Source organism: Pseudomonas sp. FG-3G (genome assembly GCF_901007645.1).
In the GTDB taxonomy this organism is placed as follows: Bacteria; Pseudomonadota; Gammaproteobacteria; order Pseudomonadales; family Pseudomonadaceae; genus Aquipseudomonas; species Aquipseudomonas rhizophila.
In genome coordinates, this window is the sequence record NZ_CAAKGZ010000024.1 from 137,934 (window position 1) to 155,040 (window position 17,107).

Sequence of the window (17,107 nt, forward strand, 5' to 3'; positions counted from 1 at the left end):
GACCTCCCAACTCGCGAGCCCGACCATGAGCACCGTCAGCATCGAAGCCACCATCAATGCCAAATGGTCGGAGGGCCACAGCTCCTACAGCCCTGGCAGCCCCGAAGAACTGGCAATCATCGGTATAGAACTGTTGGTCAAGGAGCTGGGAACGAAGGCGGCCCTGAACTTTATCCAGCAAGCGTTCGAACGATACCCCAGCAGCATTGAAGCAGTGGATTGAAACACACCCGCAGGCCTTGACCTGCGAGTGTTCGGCAAGACCGATTACTTCAGACGCGCCAAGCGCTCGGTCAGCAGGTCAAAAAAGCCCTGAGCGTCGCCATCCTGCACCCAGTAGGCATTTTTGGGTGCCTTCAGGCCGTCGTACCAGTCAACGATGGTCTGGCCAAAGGTCGGCCCTTCACGGCTGTCCACCACGACGTTGACCGAACGCCCGGTAAACAACTCTGGCTTGAGCAGGTAGGCAACCACCGTGGCATCGTGCACCGGCCCACCCGTCATGCCGTAGTGCTCCATATCACCTTTGACGTATTCGTTGAGAATGTCGCCGACGATCTTGCTGGCCTTGTTGTTCACGGCAGCGATCTGCTTCAGGCGTGCTTCGCTGGTGAGGATCTTGTGGGTCACATCCAGCGGCAGGTAAGTGAGCTTCACACCGCTCTTGAGCACCACTTCTGCGGCCTGTGGGTCAGCGTACAGGTTGAACTCGGCCACCGGGGTGATGTTGCCGCCATTGAAGTGCGCACCGCCCATGATCACCACTTCCTTGATGCCCTGGACAATTTCGGGCTCCTGTATCAATGCCAGGGCCAGGTTGGTCTGCGGGCCAAGCATGGCAATGGTGATGCTATGGGGCTTGGCAGCCTTGAGGGTGTCGATCAGGTAGTTGACGGCGTTGCCCTTGGCCAGACCCTTCTTCGGCTCATACACCTCGACACCCGACAGGCCTTCCTTGCCATGGATGTTTTCCGCGTAGATGGGCGTGCGCATCATCGGCTTCGGCGCGCCGGCATACACCGGCACGTCTTCGCGCCCCGCCCATTCCCGGGCCAGGCGAGCGTTGCGCGATGTCTTGTCCAGACGCACGTTGCCAGCGACGGTGGTCAACGCGCGGATATTCAGCTCTTCGGGGGAAGCCAGGGCAAACAACAGGGCAACCACATCGTCGGCCCCCGGATCAGTGTCGATGATCAGGTCGATTTTTTCCGCCGCCTGGGCGCTCGTAGCAGTGATCAGTGACAAAAGCAGCAGACTCCGGAACAGTTGACGCATTTTCTGAGCATAGCGGTGCATGGCGCATTCCTTGTGCAGGGTTGAGAAGGTTAGAACGTTACTCCGGCAATCAACACGATGTTGCAATATGGGGAGCATTCTCCCGTGCGAATAATCGCCCGAGCTTGCCTGCTGACCGCCTTGAATTGTTCATGGCTGACCAGCTCCCGCGCCCCCAGCGCGCCATCGGCATGCAGTGCCTCCAATGTCGCCAGGGCCGCAGGTTGTTTATCGAAAATCTCTTCAGCGAGTACGTGGCTTTCCACCTGCATTTCGCTGAGCAGCACTTTCAGGGTGCTGACAAAATCCGGGATGCCGTGGGTCAGGGCCAGGTCGATCAACTCGACCTGTGGAGGCACCGGCAAACCCGCATCACCGATGACCACCTTGTCGCCATGGCCAAGGGAAGCGATCAGTCGCGACAGCGCGATATTCAACAACGGCGTCTTTTTCATGATTTGAAAGCCTGTACTTCCAGCAAGGTGGGAATGGAGGGCTGCGCCCCCGCACGGGTGACCGACAACGCGGCGGCGACCTGACCAAAACGAATCGCCTCGACCTCGCTTTTGCCGTCAGCCAAGGCTGCCGCGAAGCCGCCGACAAAGGTGTCTCCGGCCGCCGTGGTGTCCACCGCCTTGACCAACGGCGCCGGGAAGTGCTGGAAACTCGCGCCGTTGGCGAACATCAGACCCTGGGCGCCCAGGGTCACGATCACCTTGCCGGCACCGGCGGCAAGCAATTGCGTCGCGGCCGCTTCGGCGGTTTCCAGAGAGTCCACCGCCAGCCCGCTCAGCACGGCGGCTTCGCTCTCATTGGGAATCAGATAGTCGATACAGGCGTACCAGTCGGCCGGCAAGGGCCGGGAGGCCGGCGCCGGGTTCAGGATGACGGTTTTGCCCAGTTCCCGACCGCGCTTGAGTGCATGCCCGACGGTCGCGTCCGGCACCTCAAGCTGGCAGATAATGACGTCGGCGCTACGCAGCACCTCATCGAACCGGTCCAGGACATCAGGGGTAAGCACGCCGTTGGCCCCGGCCACGATAACGATCGCATTCTGGCTGTTGTCGTCGACAACGATCAGCGCTACGCCGCTGGAGCCGGCCACGACACTGACCGACTGGCAATCGATGCCCTCGGCCAGCAGCGCCCCGCGCAATTGCTGGCCATAGGCATCACTGCCCACGCAACCGACCATGGACACCTTCGCCCCCAGGCGCGCCGCGGCCACAGCCTGATTGGCGCCCTTGCCTCCCGGGATGGTGCAGAACGATTCACCAATCAGCGTTTCACCGCCCCTGGGCAGACGGGGTGCACGGGTCACCAGGTCCATGTTCAGGCTGCCTACTACCACTACTTTTGCTGGCATACGTCTTCACTCATCAATTCGGTTCAGCGGTATTGGGCGAATGTACCTGACAGCGGTGCAGTCGACTCTCGCAAGACAATGCTGGGCGTCACGATGCGCTGATCGGTGGCCAGCCCCGGCGTTGCGATCCGCCGCAACAGCACTTCAGCGGCCATCTCACCGAGCTGCAGGATCGACTGCCCCACCGTGGTCAGCGCCGGATAGACATAACGGCTCATCTGAATGTCATCGAAACCAATGACCGACAGTTCACTGGGCACGCGCACGTTGCGCTCGGCGGCGGCGCGCAGCACACCGATTCCGATCATGTCGTTGGCCGCAAAAATCGCACTGGGCGGCCGTTGTTCGAGCAGCCTGGCCGCCGCCTGATAACCACCGGTGCTGGTGAAATCGCTTTCGAGCATGCGCTCGACGGGCAGCTCGATCCCGGCTTCTTTCAGGGCGCGGCAGTAACCGGCCAGACGCATCTGCGCCACGCTGGTGTCCGCCGGGCCACCGATAAAGGCGATATCACGGTGGCCAAGCTCCAGCAGGTGTCGGGTGGCCAGGTAGGCGCCGTGCTCATGGTCGATGCGCACCAGGTCCGCGTCGACACCGTCGAGCCCACGGTCGACGATGACCATGGGCGTACGCACGCTGGTCAGCCCTTGGGCGAGACCGGCGTCGCCGCCGGCGGAAGCGACGATCAGACCGTCGATGCGTTTTTCCAGCAGCACCCGCAGATAACTGCGCTGCTTATCCGGGTTGTCGTCGGAGTTGCACAGGATCACGCAGTAGCCGTTGCGCTCACAGTAATCCTCGATCCCCCGGGCCAGTTCGGCAAAGTAGGGGTTGAGGCTGTTGGGCACCAGCAAGCCGATGGTTGCAGTGGTCTTGGCCTTGAGCGAGCGGGCCACCGCGCTGGGCACGTAGTCGAGCTGCTCGATGGCGGCCTCGACCTTGCGCCGCACCTCTTCGCTGACCGGTCGCGTCTTGTTTACTACGTGGGAGACGGTCGTGTAGGAAATTCCCGCGAGCGCCGCCACATCCTTGATCGTTGCCATGGTTCAGGCCCGCCGATTGGCGCGCTGGCTGCGGTAAGTGTCGAGCACCACCGCAACCACAATCACCGCGCCGGTAATGATGCGCTTGGTCGGTTCGGTGGCGCCAATCTGCGCCAGGCCCGCGGCCAGCACGGAGATGATCAGCACGCCAAAGAAGGTGCTGATGACCGAACCGCGCCCGCCCATCAGGCTCGTGCCGCCGATGACCACAGCAGCGATGACCTGCAGCTCGAGCCCCGAACCGGCGTTCGGGTCGGCCGCTTCCAGACGGGAAATCTGGAACAGCGCGGCCAGACCGGCCAACAACCCCATCAGGCTGAACACCAGGATCTTGTAAGGTTTTGGATTGATACCCGCCAATCGCACGGCTTCTTCATTGGTGCCGATACCGATCAGATAACGGCCAAACACGGTGCGGGTCAGCACAGCCTGGGCGATGAAGATCACCAGCAAGGCAATGATGAATGACGGTGAAATACCGAAGGCGATCGGATTGGACAGCCAGGCGAAGGAATCCCCGATGTAGGCCGTCCGCGAGCCGGTCATCTGATACGCCAGGCCTCGGGCCATTTCCAGCACGCCGAGGGAAACGATGAACGATGGGATCCGCCACGCCACGGTAATCGAACCGGTAACGGTGCCGGCCAGGGCCGCCACGGCCATGCCCAACAACGCCGCCGGCCAGACGCTCCAGCCCCAGCCCAGCACCGCCACGCTCACCGTCGATGCGGCCAGGGCCAGCACCGACCCGACCGATAGATCGATACCGCCGATGATCAGGATGAAGGTCATGCCGACCGCCAGCACCATGAGGTCTGGGATCTGGTTGGCCAGGGTGCTGAAGGTGTCATACGAAAGAAAATGGCTGCTCAGGACCGAGAACAACGCGATCATCGCCAACAAGGCCCCGGCCAGTCCCAGGTAGGTGCCCAGGCCATAGAAGTTGCCACTCGGTTTGCCGACGGCCGATACGGTTTTCATGAGAAGTCCCTAGGCGCTGCTTCGTTGAGCAACGCATCACGTTTCTGATAGCCGGCGAATGCGGCGGCAAGCAAGTCATCCTGGGTCCAGCTGTCGCGCTCGAAGGTGTCAATCAGGCGGCCGGCGGACAGCACACCGATCCGGTCACAGATCAGCATCAATTCCCGCAGGTCGCTGGACACCACAACCAACGCCTTGCCCTGGCGCGTCAGCTCACCGAGCAGCGCATAGATGTCGAATTTGGCGCCGACGTCGATGCCTCGGGTCGGCTCGTCGAACAGCAATACCGAGCAATCGCGCTCCAGCCAGCGGCCGATCACCACCTTCTGTTGATTGCCGCCCGACAGTTCGGACACCAACTGTGTCGGACTGGAGCTGCGGATTCGCATGGCGTCGATCTGTCGCTGCGCCAACGCGAACTCTTCGCTGCCATTGACGAAACCGCCGCTGGAGATTTCCGGCATGTTGCCCAAGGCAATGTTGGCGGCGATGGATTGAGTCAGTAGCAGGCCTTCGCCCTTGCGGTCCTCGGTGATCAGCGCGATGCCGTGGGCCACCGCATCGGACGGCGAGCGAATGCTGACGACATTGGCCGGCGAACCCAGCGCCACCGTGCCGCTGTCGGCCGCATCGGCGCCGAAGATCAACCGCAGCAGCTCGGTGCGCCCTGCCCCGATCAACCCGGAAATACCGAATATCTCGCCGCTGCGCACCTCGAAGGACACATCGCGGACCTTGTCCGAACGGCTCAAGCCGTTGACGGTCAACGCCGGCGCGCCGATCTGGCGCGGGCCCAGGTCGATGTGCTCGCCCAGCTCCCGCCCGACCATCAGCGTCACCAACTGCTCGCTGTTGTAGTTGGCCATCGGCTCGACGCAGACCAGGTTGCCGTCGCGCAGTACCGCAATGCGCTGAGCCACCCGAGCCAGTTCTTCGAGGCGATGGGAAATATAAATGATCGACACGCCCCGCGCCTGCAGACGAGTGATCTGCTCGAAGAGCATCTCCACCTCACGAGCGGTCAGCATCGCAGTCGGCTCGTCGAGAATCAGCACATGGCAATCGCCGATCAGGTTGCGGGCGATTTCGACCATCTGTTGGTGACCGATGCCCAACTCACTGACCAGTGTGTCAGGGTCGATTGCATCGAGCCCCACCTGGGCCATGGCCTCGACCGCCGCTTTGCGCAGTTGCTTGCGACTGATCCAGCCGCCACGACTGGGCAGGTTGTGGAGGAACAGGTTTTCGGCCACGGAAAGTGTCGGCAGCAGGTTGAGCTCCTGCATCACCATGCGCACGCCCAGCTCTTCAGCCTGGGTACGACTGCCAGGACGATAATCCTGTCCCTGGAATTGCATCTGCCCGGTGGTCGGCGTCACCAGTCCGCCGATGATCTTGGACAGGGTGCTCTTGCCGGCGCCATTTTCGCCGGTCAGCGCCAGCACTTCGCCGCGCATCAACGTCAGGTCGATGTCGCTCAGTACCGGTTGGGCATAGGTCTTGCCGATGCCGCTGACCGAAAGGACAGCGTTCGGGTCGCGAACGGACATAAAAAACTCTCCAATACGCTCGCCAGCAAGGGCGAGCGTCGTTGTGTCGCCAGGATAACTACTGGGTCACCAGCTCGACCGGAGTTTCGATAACGCCGTTAGTGCCGCTGTCGACGGCTTCGCCCTTGAGGATCTTCAGGGCCGTCTCGATGCCGAAAACAGCCTGTTTGGCGGCGAACTGGTCGGCAGTCGCCAGGACGCGACCGTCCTTGAGCATGGGCTTGATGGCGTTGATGTTGTCATAACCGACCACTTTTACCTTGCCCGCCTTGCCCGCAGCGCGGATGGCCGATACCGCGCCGACCGCCATGCTGTCGTTACCGGCCAGCAGTGCCTTGATGTTCGGGTATTCGCTGAGCATCGAGGCGGCAACCTGATTGCCCTTGTTGATTTCCCAGTCGCCCGATTGCAGGGAAACGACCTTGATCTGCGCCGCCTCCATTGCATCCTTGAAGCCGGCGGTGCGTGCCTGGGCATTGGTGGTGGTGGACACGCCTTCAATGATACCGACCTCATCACCAGCCTTGAGCTGCTTGGCCAGGTACTCACCCACCAGGCGCGCGCCCTTGCGGTTGTCCGGGCCTACGAACGGCACAGTGATGTTTTTGCTTTTGACCACGTCCGGATCGAGCTGGTTATCGATGTTGATCACGGTGATGCCGGCGTCGACGGCTTTCTTGATCACCGGCACCATGGCCTTGGAGTCGGCTGGTGCGATGATGAGGGCATCGACCTTGGACACGATCATCTGCTCGACAATGCGGATCTGGTTGGCGGTGTCGGTTTCATCCTTGATCCCATTGGAGATCAGGTCGAAATCGGCGGAGTGTTCCTTCTGATAGGCCTTGGCGCCATCTTCCATGGTCAGGAAGAACTCGTTGGCCAGGGATTTCATGACCAGGGCAACCTTGGGTTTTTCCGGGGTCTGGGCAAATGCCGAAGAGAAAGGCAGCGCAGCGGATGCGGCCGCGAGCATGGCGACGGCGAGAAGGCGTCCAGCGAATGGCAACTTCATGGGTTCACTCCGATTTTATGATTATTTTGAGCAAAATCGTTGCACGGGAAGTCGTTCCACAGGCCGTCGCCAAGCATCAACGAAGGCTGCGCAAACGTTTGCGTGAAGGGAACTATGGTAAAGCTTCCGGGTTTTGTCAACGTGCGGATTTCACCGCAAGGCTGGGGATCAGACGGTCGTGTTGACCAGCGCACCCGAACCGGAGCCCTTGGCCAGCTCTGTGATCAGATGGCCAGTGACTTCCAGCAATGCACCGCTGGTGTCGGCAATCTGGCCTTGTATCGCCATGACCGCAGTGGTTTTGGCTTCGGGTGTCGGATAGACCTGCTTCTGCGCAGCAGACAACTGCTGTTGCTGTTCTCTGAGCTGCTGTTGCAGCTCTTGCATGCGTTTGAGCAACACCTGCACGGCAATGCTCTGGGTGCTCCCGCTCTTTTCGGTCTTGCCTTCGGACGCAGGGCTCATGCTCGTACGAACCTGGCCTGGCGCCTGCGTTTGACCAAGGGTCTCATCGGCTGCCTCAGCGCTCGCTTGGCTCAAGGCCTTGAGCGTGGCCGCGGACTGGCCGCCGATGGTGACGGCAGCTGCATTTGGAAAGCCGACGGAAAACGACATAACAAAACTCCATGGATAAGATTCCTACGAAGGCCATCGACTGCTTGAGCGGCTTCTTTAGCTTAATTTTTCCTACACCAAAACGGAAAAAGCGTTGTCAGAGGATTTTCTTGAATTTTAAGCAGTTGCGTAAATGCCTACGGTTAAATACTGTACGCACGTACAGCTCAATAAGGATAATCCTGTGGCAACGCCGTCCGCTGCAACTACCCCCTTAGATTCCTATACTCGCCTCGGCCTGCGGGTCTCGAAAATCATCAACTCCCCCACCGCACAAAAAGCCAAGGCGGCCCTGATCTTCCGGCTTCCCGAGGAGCCGGTGGATGAGTGGGAACGCCTGCTGGAAGAAATCGACGAGAACGACAATGTGACCCTCGCCTATCGCGACGATGGCGGTGTGCAGGTGTTCTGGGTTGTGCCGAAGGAAGATTGAGCCTGATGAGTGTTCGTTGTTTTGCTTTATTGCTTGCGATTGTCGCCATGGGCGCGCAAGCCGATGCGCCCCGTACGTTCAGCGAGGCCAAGAAAGTCGCCTGGAAACTCTATGCCCCCCAATCCACCGAGTTCTACTGTGGCTGCAAATACTCAGGCAATCGCGTGAACCTGGCAGCCTGCGGTTATGTGCCGCGCAAAAACGCCAATCGCGCCGCGCGTATCGAGTGGGAGCATATCGTCCCGGCGTGGCAGATCGGTCATCAGCGTCAATGCTGGCAACAAGGCGGGCGGAAGAATTGCACCCGCCACGACCCGGTCTATCAACGGGCCGAGGCCGATCTTCATAACCTGGTGCCCAGCATCGGGGAAGTGAACGGCGACCGCAGCAACTTCAGCTTTGGCTGGCTGCCGGCGCAGACGGGCCAGTACGGCTCATGCCTGACCCAGGTGGATTTCAAGGCCAAGAAAGTCATGCCCCGCCCTTCCATCCGCGGAATGATCGCCCGGACGTATTTCTACATGAGCAAACAATACGGCCTGCGCCTTTCGAAACAGGACCGGCGCCTGTATGAAGCCTGGGACAAGACCTACCCGGTACAGAGCTGGGAGCGCCAGCGCAACCAGAGCGTGGCGTGCGTGATGGGGCGTGGCAACGAGTTCGTGGGCCCGGTGAATTTGAAGGCCTGCGGTTGATCTCGCATGGGTGAACAGCGCCAATCAACTGTGGGAGCTTGTTTGCTCACGATAGCGGCAGCGCCGTCAACGTCAACGTTGGCTGAGCCACTGCTATCGCGAGCAGGCTCGCTCCCACAGGTGTTGTGGCTTATCTGACTGTTCTATTCTGCGGGGTTTATTGAGCGCTTGGGTAATCCACCACCAGCGACTCGATGTTGCGCTTTTTCGCTCGAACCAGGGCGGCGTTCAATTGCTCCTGCTTCGCCTCGGCTTCAGCCTTTGAATTGAAAGGCCCGACCAGAACCCGGTCCTTGCCATTGTCTTTCACCACACTCGATACAAAACTGTGCTCGATGAGCCAGGCGGTCAGGTCGCTGACCGCTTGCGGGATTTCGCCCCGGACCTCGACGCCCCATTGCGGCGCAGCGGCGGCGCTCGGTGCAGTGGTTGCCGCCACCTTTGGCTTCGGTGTGTCGACGTCACGCCCTTCACCGCATCCTGCCAGCGCCAATACCGCGATTACCCAAGCCAATTTGCGCACAACGTTTTACCCCGGAAGACATGGAGTGGGGATTTTAACACTCCAGCCCGTCAATAACGCCGTAAACAGCGCTCAAAACACGAGAAACCTGCACGGCGTCTCTGTATAGTCGCACCCTGGGAATTAATGCTGCGTCTGCGCGTCAGAAAGAGGCACCCACATTGTGACACTTGGCACTAATCTATAAGCAGTACCGACATCTGCACTGCCTGAATCAGGTGCCCTATAAAGCAATCAAGGAGAACACCATGCTGATACTCACCCGCAAAGTCGGTGAAAGCATAAACATTGGTGACGACATCACGATCACCATTCTGGGCGTTAGCGGCCAACAAGTCCGTATCGGCATCAACGCTCCGAAAAACGTTGCGGTGCATCGCGAAGAGATTTATCAGCGCATTCAGGCGGGCCTTACCGCCCCTGACAAGCCGCAAACGCCCTGAGCCCTGTAGCAGTCCGTAGCCAGCCCTTCTGCATCGTCGCAAGGCTGGCTAAAGATTCATGCCGACTGTCCCTCATCATCCCCGCTTCATCTCGCCTTTGATTTTTTCGTTCATCCCGTCAAACCGATACTAATGACATGGCTCATAGCATGGCTGTCAGACGTTTCGTTTTAATGGCGATGAAGCAGGTATTCGTGACGGCTCAACCCAGCCCCACGCCGCGGGCCATTCCTGTGGCAGCGACCACCATCAGCACCAGCAACAAAGCTTCAATGTGACTGATCCGCGCAAACCGGCCGGCTTTCGAAGGATCGATCGCACGCCCTTTGCCCAGTGCCATCCGCCATTTGATCAGCGCGATCATCGGCGCGATTTCAAGCAACAGGATCAGCACGAACAACGTCATCTTCAGGTGAAACAGCGGTTGGTGCAGGTAATAGTCCGTGCCTTTTTCAAACCCACCAAAAGCACGCATCCCGCCGGTCACCAGCAGGACCACCGCCGATAGCCCCCATAGGTTGTCCGCCATCAAGACATTTCGAACCGCGTCCGTACCGCCCGCCAGACGTCGCAACGCCGTGCCACGGGTAAGTACCGCCCAGAACCCCAGGGCGAAAGCCAGAAGATGAATTGCCGCAAGAGACCAATGAGCCAACATGGAAGATTCCTGTCAGAGGATGTCGAATCGACCTGACAGTACTAGCTCATAACAGGATGATTGCCAGGATAGGCATACAAAAAACTGTGGGAGCGAGCATGCTCGCGATGGCGGTGTATCAGCCGACAACAATGTTGTCTGACACTCCGTCATCGCGAGCAGGCTCGCTCCCACAGGGGTATTGCGAACGCTAAAAGATTTTAGTCAGCCAAACGCCAGGTCGTCCCGCCCTTGCCGTCTTCCAGCACCACGCCCATGGTGGTGAGCTGGTCGCGGATGCGGTCGGATTCTGCCCAGTCCTTGTTGGCCCGCGCAGTCAGGCGCGCCTGGATCAACGCTTCGACCTCGGCGGCGTCCACGCGACCTTCGGCACCGGCCTGAAGGAAATCATCCGCCTCGAGCTGCAACACACCCAGGACGCAGGCCAGTTCTTTCAGACGCGCCGCCAGGCCCGCCGCCGCGTTGAGATCACTCTCCCGCAGACGATTGATCTCGCGCACCATCTCGAACAGCACCGCGCAGGCTTCCGGCGTGCCGAAGTCGTCGTTCATCACTTCAGTGAAGCGCGCGACGAAGGCTTCGCCACCGGCGGCCGGGACCTTCGGCAGGCCCTTCAACGCATGGTAGAACCGCTCCAGGGCGCCCTTGGCGTCCTTGAGGTTGTCTTCCGAATAGTTGATGGCGCTGCGATAGTGACTGGACACCAGCAGGTAACGCACGACTTCCGGGTGGTACTTGTCGAGCACGTCGCGGATGGTGAAGAAGTTGTTCAAGGACTTGGACATCTTCTCGCCGTTGATCCGGATCATGCCGCAATGCATCCAGGCATTGGCGTAGGTCTTGCCGGTGGCCGCTTCACTCTGAGCGATTTCGTTTTCGTGGTGCGGGAATTCCAGGTCGCTGCCGCCGCCATGAATGTCGAAGGTCTCGCCCAGGCAGCAGGTCGACATCACCGAGCATTCGATGTGCCAGCCCGGACGCCCGGCGCCCCACGGCGACTCCCAGCTCGGCTCACCCGGCTTGGCGGCTTTCCACAGCACGAAGTCCAGCGGGTCCTGTTTCGACTCGTCGACTTCGATGCGCGCGCCGATGCGCAGGTCTTCGATTTTCTTGCGCGACAGCTTGCCGTAGCCCATGAACTTGGCGACGCGGTAATACACGTCGCCATTGCCCGGTGCGTAGGCATAACCCTTGTCGATCAAGGTCTGGATCATCGCCAGCATGCCTGGGATGTGGTCCGTGGCACGGGGCTCCAGGTCCGGCTTGAGGATATTGAGGCGCGCCTCGTCCTCGTGCATGGCCTTGATCATGCGCTCGGTCAGCGCATCGTAAGGCTCGCCGTTTTCCCGGGCACGGTTGATGATCTTGTCTTCGATGTCGGTAATGTTGCGCACGTAGGTCAGGTCATAACCACTGAAACGCAACCAGCGGGTCACCAGGTCGAAAGCGACCATGCTGCGACCATGGCCGATGTGGCAGTAGTCGTACACGGTCATCCCGCAGACGTACATGCGGACCTTGTTACCGTCCAGCGGCTTGAAGACTTCTTTGCTCTTGGTGAGCGTGTTGTAGATCGTAAGCACAGGGTTTCCCTTAAGACTTGATCACTGACCCCAGGAATCGCGCAAGGTCACGGTACGGTTGAACACCGGAGCACCGGGTTTCGAGTCCTTGATATCCGCGCAGAAGTAACCTTCGCGCTCGAACTGGAAACGGTCTTCCGGCTGTGCGTTGCCCAACGAAGGCTCGGCACGACAACCAGTGAGTACTTGCAGGGAGTCAGGGTTGATGTTGTCCAGGAAGCTGGCGCTATCCTCGGCCTTTTCAGGGTTCGGCGAACGGAACAGGCGATCGTACAAGCGCACTTCGCACTCGACGCTGGCAGCGGCCGGCACCCAGTGGATCACGCCCTTGACCTTGCGACCCTCCGGGTTTTTGCCCAGGGTCTCGGGATCGTACGAGCAATGCAGTTCGACGATGTTGCCGTCGGTGTCCTTGATCGCTTCGTCGGCGCGGATCACGTAGCTGCCGCGCAGGCGCACTTCACCGGCAGGCTCCAGGCGCTTATAGCCTTTTGGCGGCTCTTCCATGAAGTCTTCACGGTCGATGTAGATTTCCCGGGCGAACGGCAGGACGCGCACGCCCATGTCTTCTTTCGGGTGGCAAGGCAGTTCGAGGTTCTCGACTTTGTCTTGCGGGTAGTTGGTGATCACCACTTTCAACGGACGCAGCACGCACATGGCGCGTGGGGCGCTGTGGTCCAGGTCGTCGCGGATACTGAATTCCAGCATGCCGAAGTCCACCACGCCGTCGGAACGGTTGGTGCCGACCATCTCGCAGAAGTTGCGGATCGATTTTGGCGTGTAGCCACGACGACGGAAGCCCGACAGCGTCGACATGCGCGGGTCATCCCAGCCGTTGACGTGCTTTTCGTCCACCAGTTGCTTGAGCTTGCGCTTGCTGGTGATGGTGTAGTTCAGGTTCAGGCGGCTGAATTCGTACTGGCGCGGCTGAGCCGGCACCGGCAGGTGCTCCAGGAACCACTCGTACAAAGGACGATGGCTTTCGAATTCCAGGGTGCAGATCGAGTGGGTGATGCCTTCGATGGCGTCCGACTGACCGTGGGTGAAGTCATAGTTGGGGTAGATGCACCATTTGTCGCCGGTCTGGTGGTGATGGGCGTGACGGATGCGGTACATGATCGGGTCGCGCAGGTTCATGTTCGGCGAGGCCATGTCGATCTTGGCACGCAGCACCCGTGCGCCGTCCGGGAACTCGCCGCCGCGCATGCGGGCGAACAGGTCCAGGTTCTCCTCGACGCTGCGATCACGGAACGGGCTGTTCTTGCCCGGCTCGGTCAGGCTGCCACGGTATTCCTTGGCCTGCTCGGGGGTCAGGTCGCACACGTAGGCCTTGCCAGCCTTGATCAGCTCCACCGCCCAGTCGTGCAACTGGTCGAAATACTGCGAGGCATAGCGCACCTCACCGGCCCATTCAAAGCCCAGCCATTTAACGTCGCTTTCGATCGCGTCGATGTACTCCTGGTCTTCCTTGGCCGGGTTGGTGTCGTCGAAACGCAAGTGCGTGACGCCGCCAAACTCCTGGGCCAGACCGAAGTTCACGCAAATCGACTTGGCGTGACCGATGTGCAGGTAGCCATTGGGCTCCGGCGGAAAACGGGTGACGATCTGCGTGTGCTTACCCGAATCCAGGTCCGCCTGGATGATCGGGCGCAGGAAATTGACCGGCACGGCCGGGCCGGTCTTGGAATTCGAGGTAGGGTCGACAGTGGGCTTGCTCATAGGATCCTTGAACGTACAAGTGCGCGGCCGGGTGCGGCCTGATAAATCAAAGCCCGTATCATAGCCGATGCTGTCAAGCACCTGACAGGCCAGGTCGGTAAACGATTGAATTTAATCGACGACCCGATGAAAAACAGCCTCGAAAAACCCGCTCGGCGCGCTAAACTGCCCAGCCTGGCCGATTACAGCCAGACCGGTTGCGGGCAGCAAAGCCCCGAAACCCACGAATTCCTTGAAAGAGTAGCGATCATGACTCAAGTCAAACTGACCACCAACCACGGCGACATCGTCCTGGAACTGAACGCCGAGAAGGCACCGATCACCGTTGCCAACTTCGTTGAATACGTCAAGGCCGGCCACTACGAAAACACCGTTTTCCACCGTGTCATCGGTAACTTCATGATCCAGGGCGGCGGTTTCGAGCCAGGCATGAAAGAAAAGAAAGACAAGCGCCCAAGCATCCAGAACGAAGCCGACAATGGTCTGGCGAACGAGAAGTACAGCGTCGCCATGGCCCGCACCATGGAACCGCATTCGGCTTCCGCGCAGTTCTTCATCAACGTGGCCGACAACAGCTTCCTGAACCACAGCAGCAAGACCACCCAGGGCTGGGGTTACGCGGTGTTCGGCAAAGTGGTTGAAGGCACCGACGTGGTCGACAAGATCAAAGGCGTTTCCACCACTTCCAAGGCCGGCCACCAGGACGTGCCAGCAGAAGACGTGATCATCGAGAAAGCCGAGATCATTGAGTGATACTGCTGATTTCAGATTTGCATCTGGAAGAGGAGCGCCCGGACATTACCCGGGCGTTTCTGGATTTGATCGCCACACGCGCCCGCTCGGCGCAAGCGTTGTACATCCTGGGCGACTTTTTTGAAGCCTGGATCGGCGACGATGCCATGACGCCGTTCCAGCGTTCCATCTGCCAGGCCCTGCGCGAATTGAGCGACAGCGGCACGGCCATTTTCCTGATGCACGGCAATCGTGACTTCATGCTCGGGCAAGCCTTCTGCAAAGCGGCCGGCTGCACCCTGCTCAAGGACCCCAGTGTCGTGCAGTTCAACGGCGAGCCGGTGCTGCTGATGCACGGCGACAGCCTCTGCACCCGCGACGAAGGCTACATGAAGTTGCGGCGCTGGCTGCGCAACCCGGTCACGCTGTTCATCCTGCGTCACCTGCCATTGGCCAGTCGCCAGAAACTGGCGCGCAAACTGCGCAGCGAAAGCCGCACGCAGACGCGAATGAAAGCCAATGACATCGTCGACGTCACGCCCGAAGAGATCCCGCGGATCATGCAGGAATACGGCGTGAAGACCCTGATCCACGGCCACACCCACCGCCCCGCTATCCATAAGCTGCAACTGGGCGAACACGCCGCCCGGCGCATTGTGCTGGGGGATTGGGACAAGCAAGGCTGGGCGTTGCAGGTGGATGAACAGGGATTTGCCTTGGCGCCGTTTGGTTTTGGCAATGCGCAGTTGGCGTTGCCAAGCCATTAAAGAACCCATGAGATCCCTGTGGGAGCGAGCTTGCTCGCGATAGCGATGTGTCAGTCGACATCAACGTTGACTGTCATGCCGCTATCGCGAGCAAGCTCGCTCCCACAATGGATTGCATTTCACCTCTGAATCAATGCCCCGCCGACGCAGGCCCCGCCTTCGCCGCAAACGGCGGCTTCGCCAGCCACACCAGCACAATCAAGCCCATGAACGCCCAACCCAGCAGCGTGAAGTAATCCACGGTGGAGAGCATGTACGCCTGGCTGTTGAGGATCTGGTCGAGCTGGGCATAAGCCGGTGTGCTCGCGCCACCGAGATGGTTAAGCGCTTCGCGGGTGGCCGGCTCATAGGTGCTGATGCTTTCACTCAGGTAGGCATGGTGCTGGTCGGCCCGGCGTATCCAGATCCAGGTGGTCAGGGACGCGGCGAAGCTGCCGCCCAGGGTGCGCAGGAACGTCGCCAGTCCCGCACCATCCGCGATCTGTTGTGGCGGCAGGTCCGACATCAGGATGCTCAAGGTCGGCATGAAGAACAGCGCCACGCCGATCCCCATGAACAACTGCACCAAAGCGATGTGCTGGAAATCCACTTCGTTGGTGAACCCGGCGCGCATGAAGCAGCTCAGGCCGATGGCCAGAAACGCCAGCCCGGCCAGCAGGCGCAGGTCGAACTTGTGGGCGTATTTGCCAACGAAGGGCGACATCAATACCGGCAGGATGCCAATGGGTGCCACCGCCAGCCCGGCCCAGGTGGCGGTGTAGCCCATCTGGGTCTGCAACCACTGCGGCAGGATCAGGTTGATGCCGAAGAACCCGGCGTAGCCCCCCACCAGCACAATGGTGCCGATGCGAAAGTTGCGGTAGGCGAACAGCCGCAGATTGACCACCGGATGGCGGTCGGTCATTTCCCAGATCACAAACACCGCCAGGGCAATGACCGAAATCAGCGCACCGATAATGATGAAGTTCGACTCGAACCAATCCAGGTCGTTGCCTTTGTCGAGGATCACCTGCAGCGCACCGACACCGATGATCAACGTGATCAAGCCCACGTAATCCATTGGCTGGTGGCTGGTGACCACCGGCCGCGCCTTCAGTTGCTGGCGCACCACCATCACGGCGAAGATCCCGATGGGCACGTTGATGAAGAAGATCCACGGCCAGCTGTAGCTGTCGGTGATCCAGCCGCCGAGGATCGGCCCGGCAATCGGCGCCACCACCGTGACCATCGCCAGCAACGCCAGGGCCATGCCGCGCCTGGCCGGCGGATACACGGCAATCAGCAAGGTCTGGGTCATGGGGTACAAAGGCCCGGCCACCAGCCCCTGAAGGACACGAAAGCCAATCAGCTCCGGCATCGAAGTCGAGATACCGCACAGAAACGAGGCGAGCACGAACAGCAGGGTTGCCCACAAGAACAGCTTCACCTCACCAAACCGACGGCTGAGCCAGCCGGTCAGCGGCAGCGCGATGGCGTTGCTCACCGCGAACGAGGTGATGACCCAAGTGCCCTGCTCCGAACTGACACCCAGGTTGCCGGAAATGGTCGGCAAAGCGACGTTGGCAATGGTGGTGTCGAGCACTTGCATGAACGTCGCCAACGACAGCCCGATGGTGCTGAGCAACAGGCTGGGCGGCGTGAAGGACGCGTTATTGCTCATTGCGAAATCCTATGAAGCAGAGATGGCGAAATCCCTTAGGGCCAGACAC

General features: G+C 60.1%; 19 protein-coding genes. 6 read left to right on the forward strand and 13 right to left on the reverse strand.

Annotation, left to right across the window (positions count from 1 at the left end):
- The first annotated feature begins 25 nt into the window (after positions 1 to 25).
- Complete coding sequence (locus tag PSEUDOMOFG3G_RS17010; protein WP_047229327.1) at positions 26 to 223, forward strand: hypothetical protein; 198 nt, start codon at positions 26 to 28, stop codon at positions 221 to 223.
- 44 nt (positions 224 to 267) lie between these two features.
- On the opposite strand, the gene PSEUDOMOFG3G_RS17015 is transcribed toward PSEUDOMOFG3G_RS17010, so the two are convergent.
- The 8 genes from PSEUDOMOFG3G_RS17015 to PSEUDOMOFG3G_RS17050 all read right to left on the reverse strand — a co-directional run bounded on the left by PSEUDOMOFG3G_RS17015 (position 268) and on the right by PSEUDOMOFG3G_RS17050 (position 7,845).
- A complete protein-coding gene (locus PSEUDOMOFG3G_RS17015; RefSeq protein WP_047229326.1) occupies positions 268 to 1,296 on the reverse strand; it encodes a nucleoside hydrolase in 1,029 nt (342 codons plus the stop codon).
- 29 nt (positions 1,297 to 1,325) lie between these two features.
- Positions 1,326 to 1,730 (reverse strand): D-ribose pyranase, encoded by a 405-nt coding sequence (gene rbsD / locus PSEUDOMOFG3G_RS17020; protein WP_092399306.1) that lies wholly within the window; start codon positions 1,728 to 1,730, stop codon positions 1,326 to 1,328.
- Positions 1,727 to 2,641, reverse strand: coding sequence for a ribokinase (gene rbsK / locus PSEUDOMOFG3G_RS17025; protein WP_047229324.1), 915 nt, complete (start codon positions 2,639 to 2,641; stop codon positions 1,727 to 1,729). The genes rbsD and rbsK overlap by 4 nt, the downstream gene beginning before the upstream one ends.
- Before the next feature lie 23 nt (positions 2,642 to 2,664).
- Positions 2,665 to 3,684 carry a LacI family DNA-binding transcriptional regulator gene (locus tag PSEUDOMOFG3G_RS17030; RefSeq protein ID WP_139050681.1) on the reverse strand — a complete coding sequence of 340 codons (1,020 nt, stop codon included), beginning with the start codon at positions 3,682 to 3,684 and terminating at the stop codon, positions 2,665 to 2,667.
- Between the two features lie 3 nt (positions 3,685 to 3,687).
- Complete coding sequence (locus tag PSEUDOMOFG3G_RS17035) at positions 3,688 to 4,665, reverse strand: ABC transporter permease (RefSeq protein WP_139050682.1); 978 nt, start codon at positions 4,663 to 4,665, stop codon at positions 3,688 to 3,690.
- A complete protein-coding gene (locus PSEUDOMOFG3G_RS17040) occupies positions 4,662 to 6,215 on the reverse strand; it encodes a sugar ABC transporter ATP-binding protein (RefSeq protein ID WP_139050683.1) in 1,554 nt (517 codons plus the stop codon). The genes PSEUDOMOFG3G_RS17035 and PSEUDOMOFG3G_RS17040 overlap by 4 nt, the downstream gene beginning before the upstream one ends.
- A 58-nt stretch (positions 6,216 to 6,273) precedes the next feature.
- The gene (locus PSEUDOMOFG3G_RS17045) at positions 6,274 to 7,230 is read right to left on the reverse strand and encodes a sugar ABC transporter substrate-binding protein (protein ID WP_047229320.1); all 957 of its coding nucleotides are present in this window, start codon (positions 7,228 to 7,230) and stop codon (positions 6,274 to 6,276) included.
- A 168-nt stretch (positions 7,231 to 7,398) separates the two neighbouring features.
- Complete coding sequence (locus PSEUDOMOFG3G_RS17050; RefSeq protein WP_047229319.1) at positions 7,399 to 7,845, reverse strand: hypothetical protein; 447 nt, start codon at positions 7,843 to 7,845, stop codon at positions 7,399 to 7,401.
- 133 nt (positions 7,846 to 7,978) lie between these two features.
- Here PSEUDOMOFG3G_RS17050 and PSEUDOMOFG3G_RS17055 point away from each other — a divergent pair, with 133 nt between their 5' ends.
- Positions 7,979 to 8,278, forward strand: coding sequence for a DUF1654 domain-containing protein (locus tag PSEUDOMOFG3G_RS17055; protein ID WP_076385536.1), 300 nt, complete (start codon positions 7,979 to 7,981; stop codon positions 8,276 to 8,278).
- A gap of 5 nt (positions 8,279 to 8,283) precedes the next feature.
- Positions 8,284 to 8,973, forward strand: coding sequence for an endonuclease (locus PSEUDOMOFG3G_RS17060; RefSeq protein ID WP_047229317.1), 690 nt, complete (start codon positions 8,284 to 8,286; stop codon positions 8,971 to 8,973).
- 157 nt (positions 8,974 to 9,130) lie between these two features.
- Here PSEUDOMOFG3G_RS17060 and PSEUDOMOFG3G_RS17065 read toward each other — a convergent pair whose 3' ends face one another.
- Positions 9,131 to 9,496: an SPOR domain-containing protein gene (locus PSEUDOMOFG3G_RS17065; protein WP_047229316.1), complete on the reverse strand. Its 366-nt coding sequence runs from the start codon at positions 9,494 to 9,496 to the stop codon at positions 9,131 to 9,133.
- A 248-nt stretch (positions 9,497 to 9,744) separates the two neighbouring features.
- Here PSEUDOMOFG3G_RS17065 and csrA point away from each other — a divergent pair, with 248 nt between their 5' ends.
- Complete coding sequence (gene csrA, locus PSEUDOMOFG3G_RS17070) at positions 9,745 to 9,939, forward strand: carbon storage regulator CsrA (RefSeq protein WP_003179932.1); 195 nt, start codon at positions 9,745 to 9,747, stop codon at positions 9,937 to 9,939.
- Positions 9,940 to 10,141: 202 nt separating this feature from the next.
- Here csrA and PSEUDOMOFG3G_RS17075 read toward each other — a convergent pair whose 3' ends face one another.
- From PSEUDOMOFG3G_RS17075 to PSEUDOMOFG3G_RS17085, 3 genes are all read right to left on the reverse strand, one after another.
- Complete coding sequence (locus PSEUDOMOFG3G_RS17075; protein WP_076385538.1) at positions 10,142 to 10,597, reverse strand: DUF2214 family protein; 456 nt, start codon at positions 10,595 to 10,597, stop codon at positions 10,142 to 10,144.
- A 200-nt stretch (positions 10,598 to 10,797) separates the two neighbouring features.
- A complete protein-coding gene (gene cysS / locus PSEUDOMOFG3G_RS17080; protein WP_139050684.1) occupies positions 10,798 to 12,180 on the reverse strand; it encodes a cysteine--tRNA ligase in 1,383 nt (460 codons plus the stop codon).
- Positions 12,181 to 12,201: 21 nt separating this feature from the next.
- A complete protein-coding gene (locus PSEUDOMOFG3G_RS17085) occupies positions 12,202 to 13,899 on the reverse strand; it encodes a glutamine--tRNA ligase/YqeY domain fusion protein (protein ID WP_139050685.1) in 1,698 nt (565 codons plus the stop codon).
- A gap of 249 nt (positions 13,900 to 14,148) precedes the next feature.
- On the opposite strand from PSEUDOMOFG3G_RS17085, the gene PSEUDOMOFG3G_RS17090 reads away from it, so the two are divergent.
- Both PSEUDOMOFG3G_RS17090 and lpxH read left to right on the forward strand, forming a co-directional pair.
- The gene (locus PSEUDOMOFG3G_RS17090; RefSeq protein WP_047229369.1) at positions 14,149 to 14,652 is read left to right on the forward strand and encodes a peptidylprolyl isomerase; all 504 of its coding nucleotides are present in this window, start codon (positions 14,149 to 14,151) and stop codon (positions 14,650 to 14,652) included.
- Positions 14,649 to 15,398, forward strand: a complete 750-nt coding sequence (gene lpxH, locus PSEUDOMOFG3G_RS17095; RefSeq protein ID WP_139050686.1) for a UDP-2,3-diacylglucosamine diphosphatase — start codon at positions 14,649 to 14,651, stop codon at positions 15,396 to 15,398. Before PSEUDOMOFG3G_RS17090 ends, lpxH begins: the two co-directional genes overlap by 4 nt.
- Before the next feature lie 130 nt (positions 15,399 to 15,528).
- Here lpxH and PSEUDOMOFG3G_RS17100 read toward each other — a convergent pair whose 3' ends face one another.
- Positions 15,529 to 17,058 (reverse strand): DHA2 family efflux MFS transporter permease subunit, encoded by a 1,530-nt coding sequence (locus PSEUDOMOFG3G_RS17100; RefSeq protein WP_107322885.1) that lies wholly within the window; start codon positions 17,056 to 17,058, stop codon positions 15,529 to 15,531.
- Positions 17,059 to 17,107: the final 49 nt, after the last annotated feature.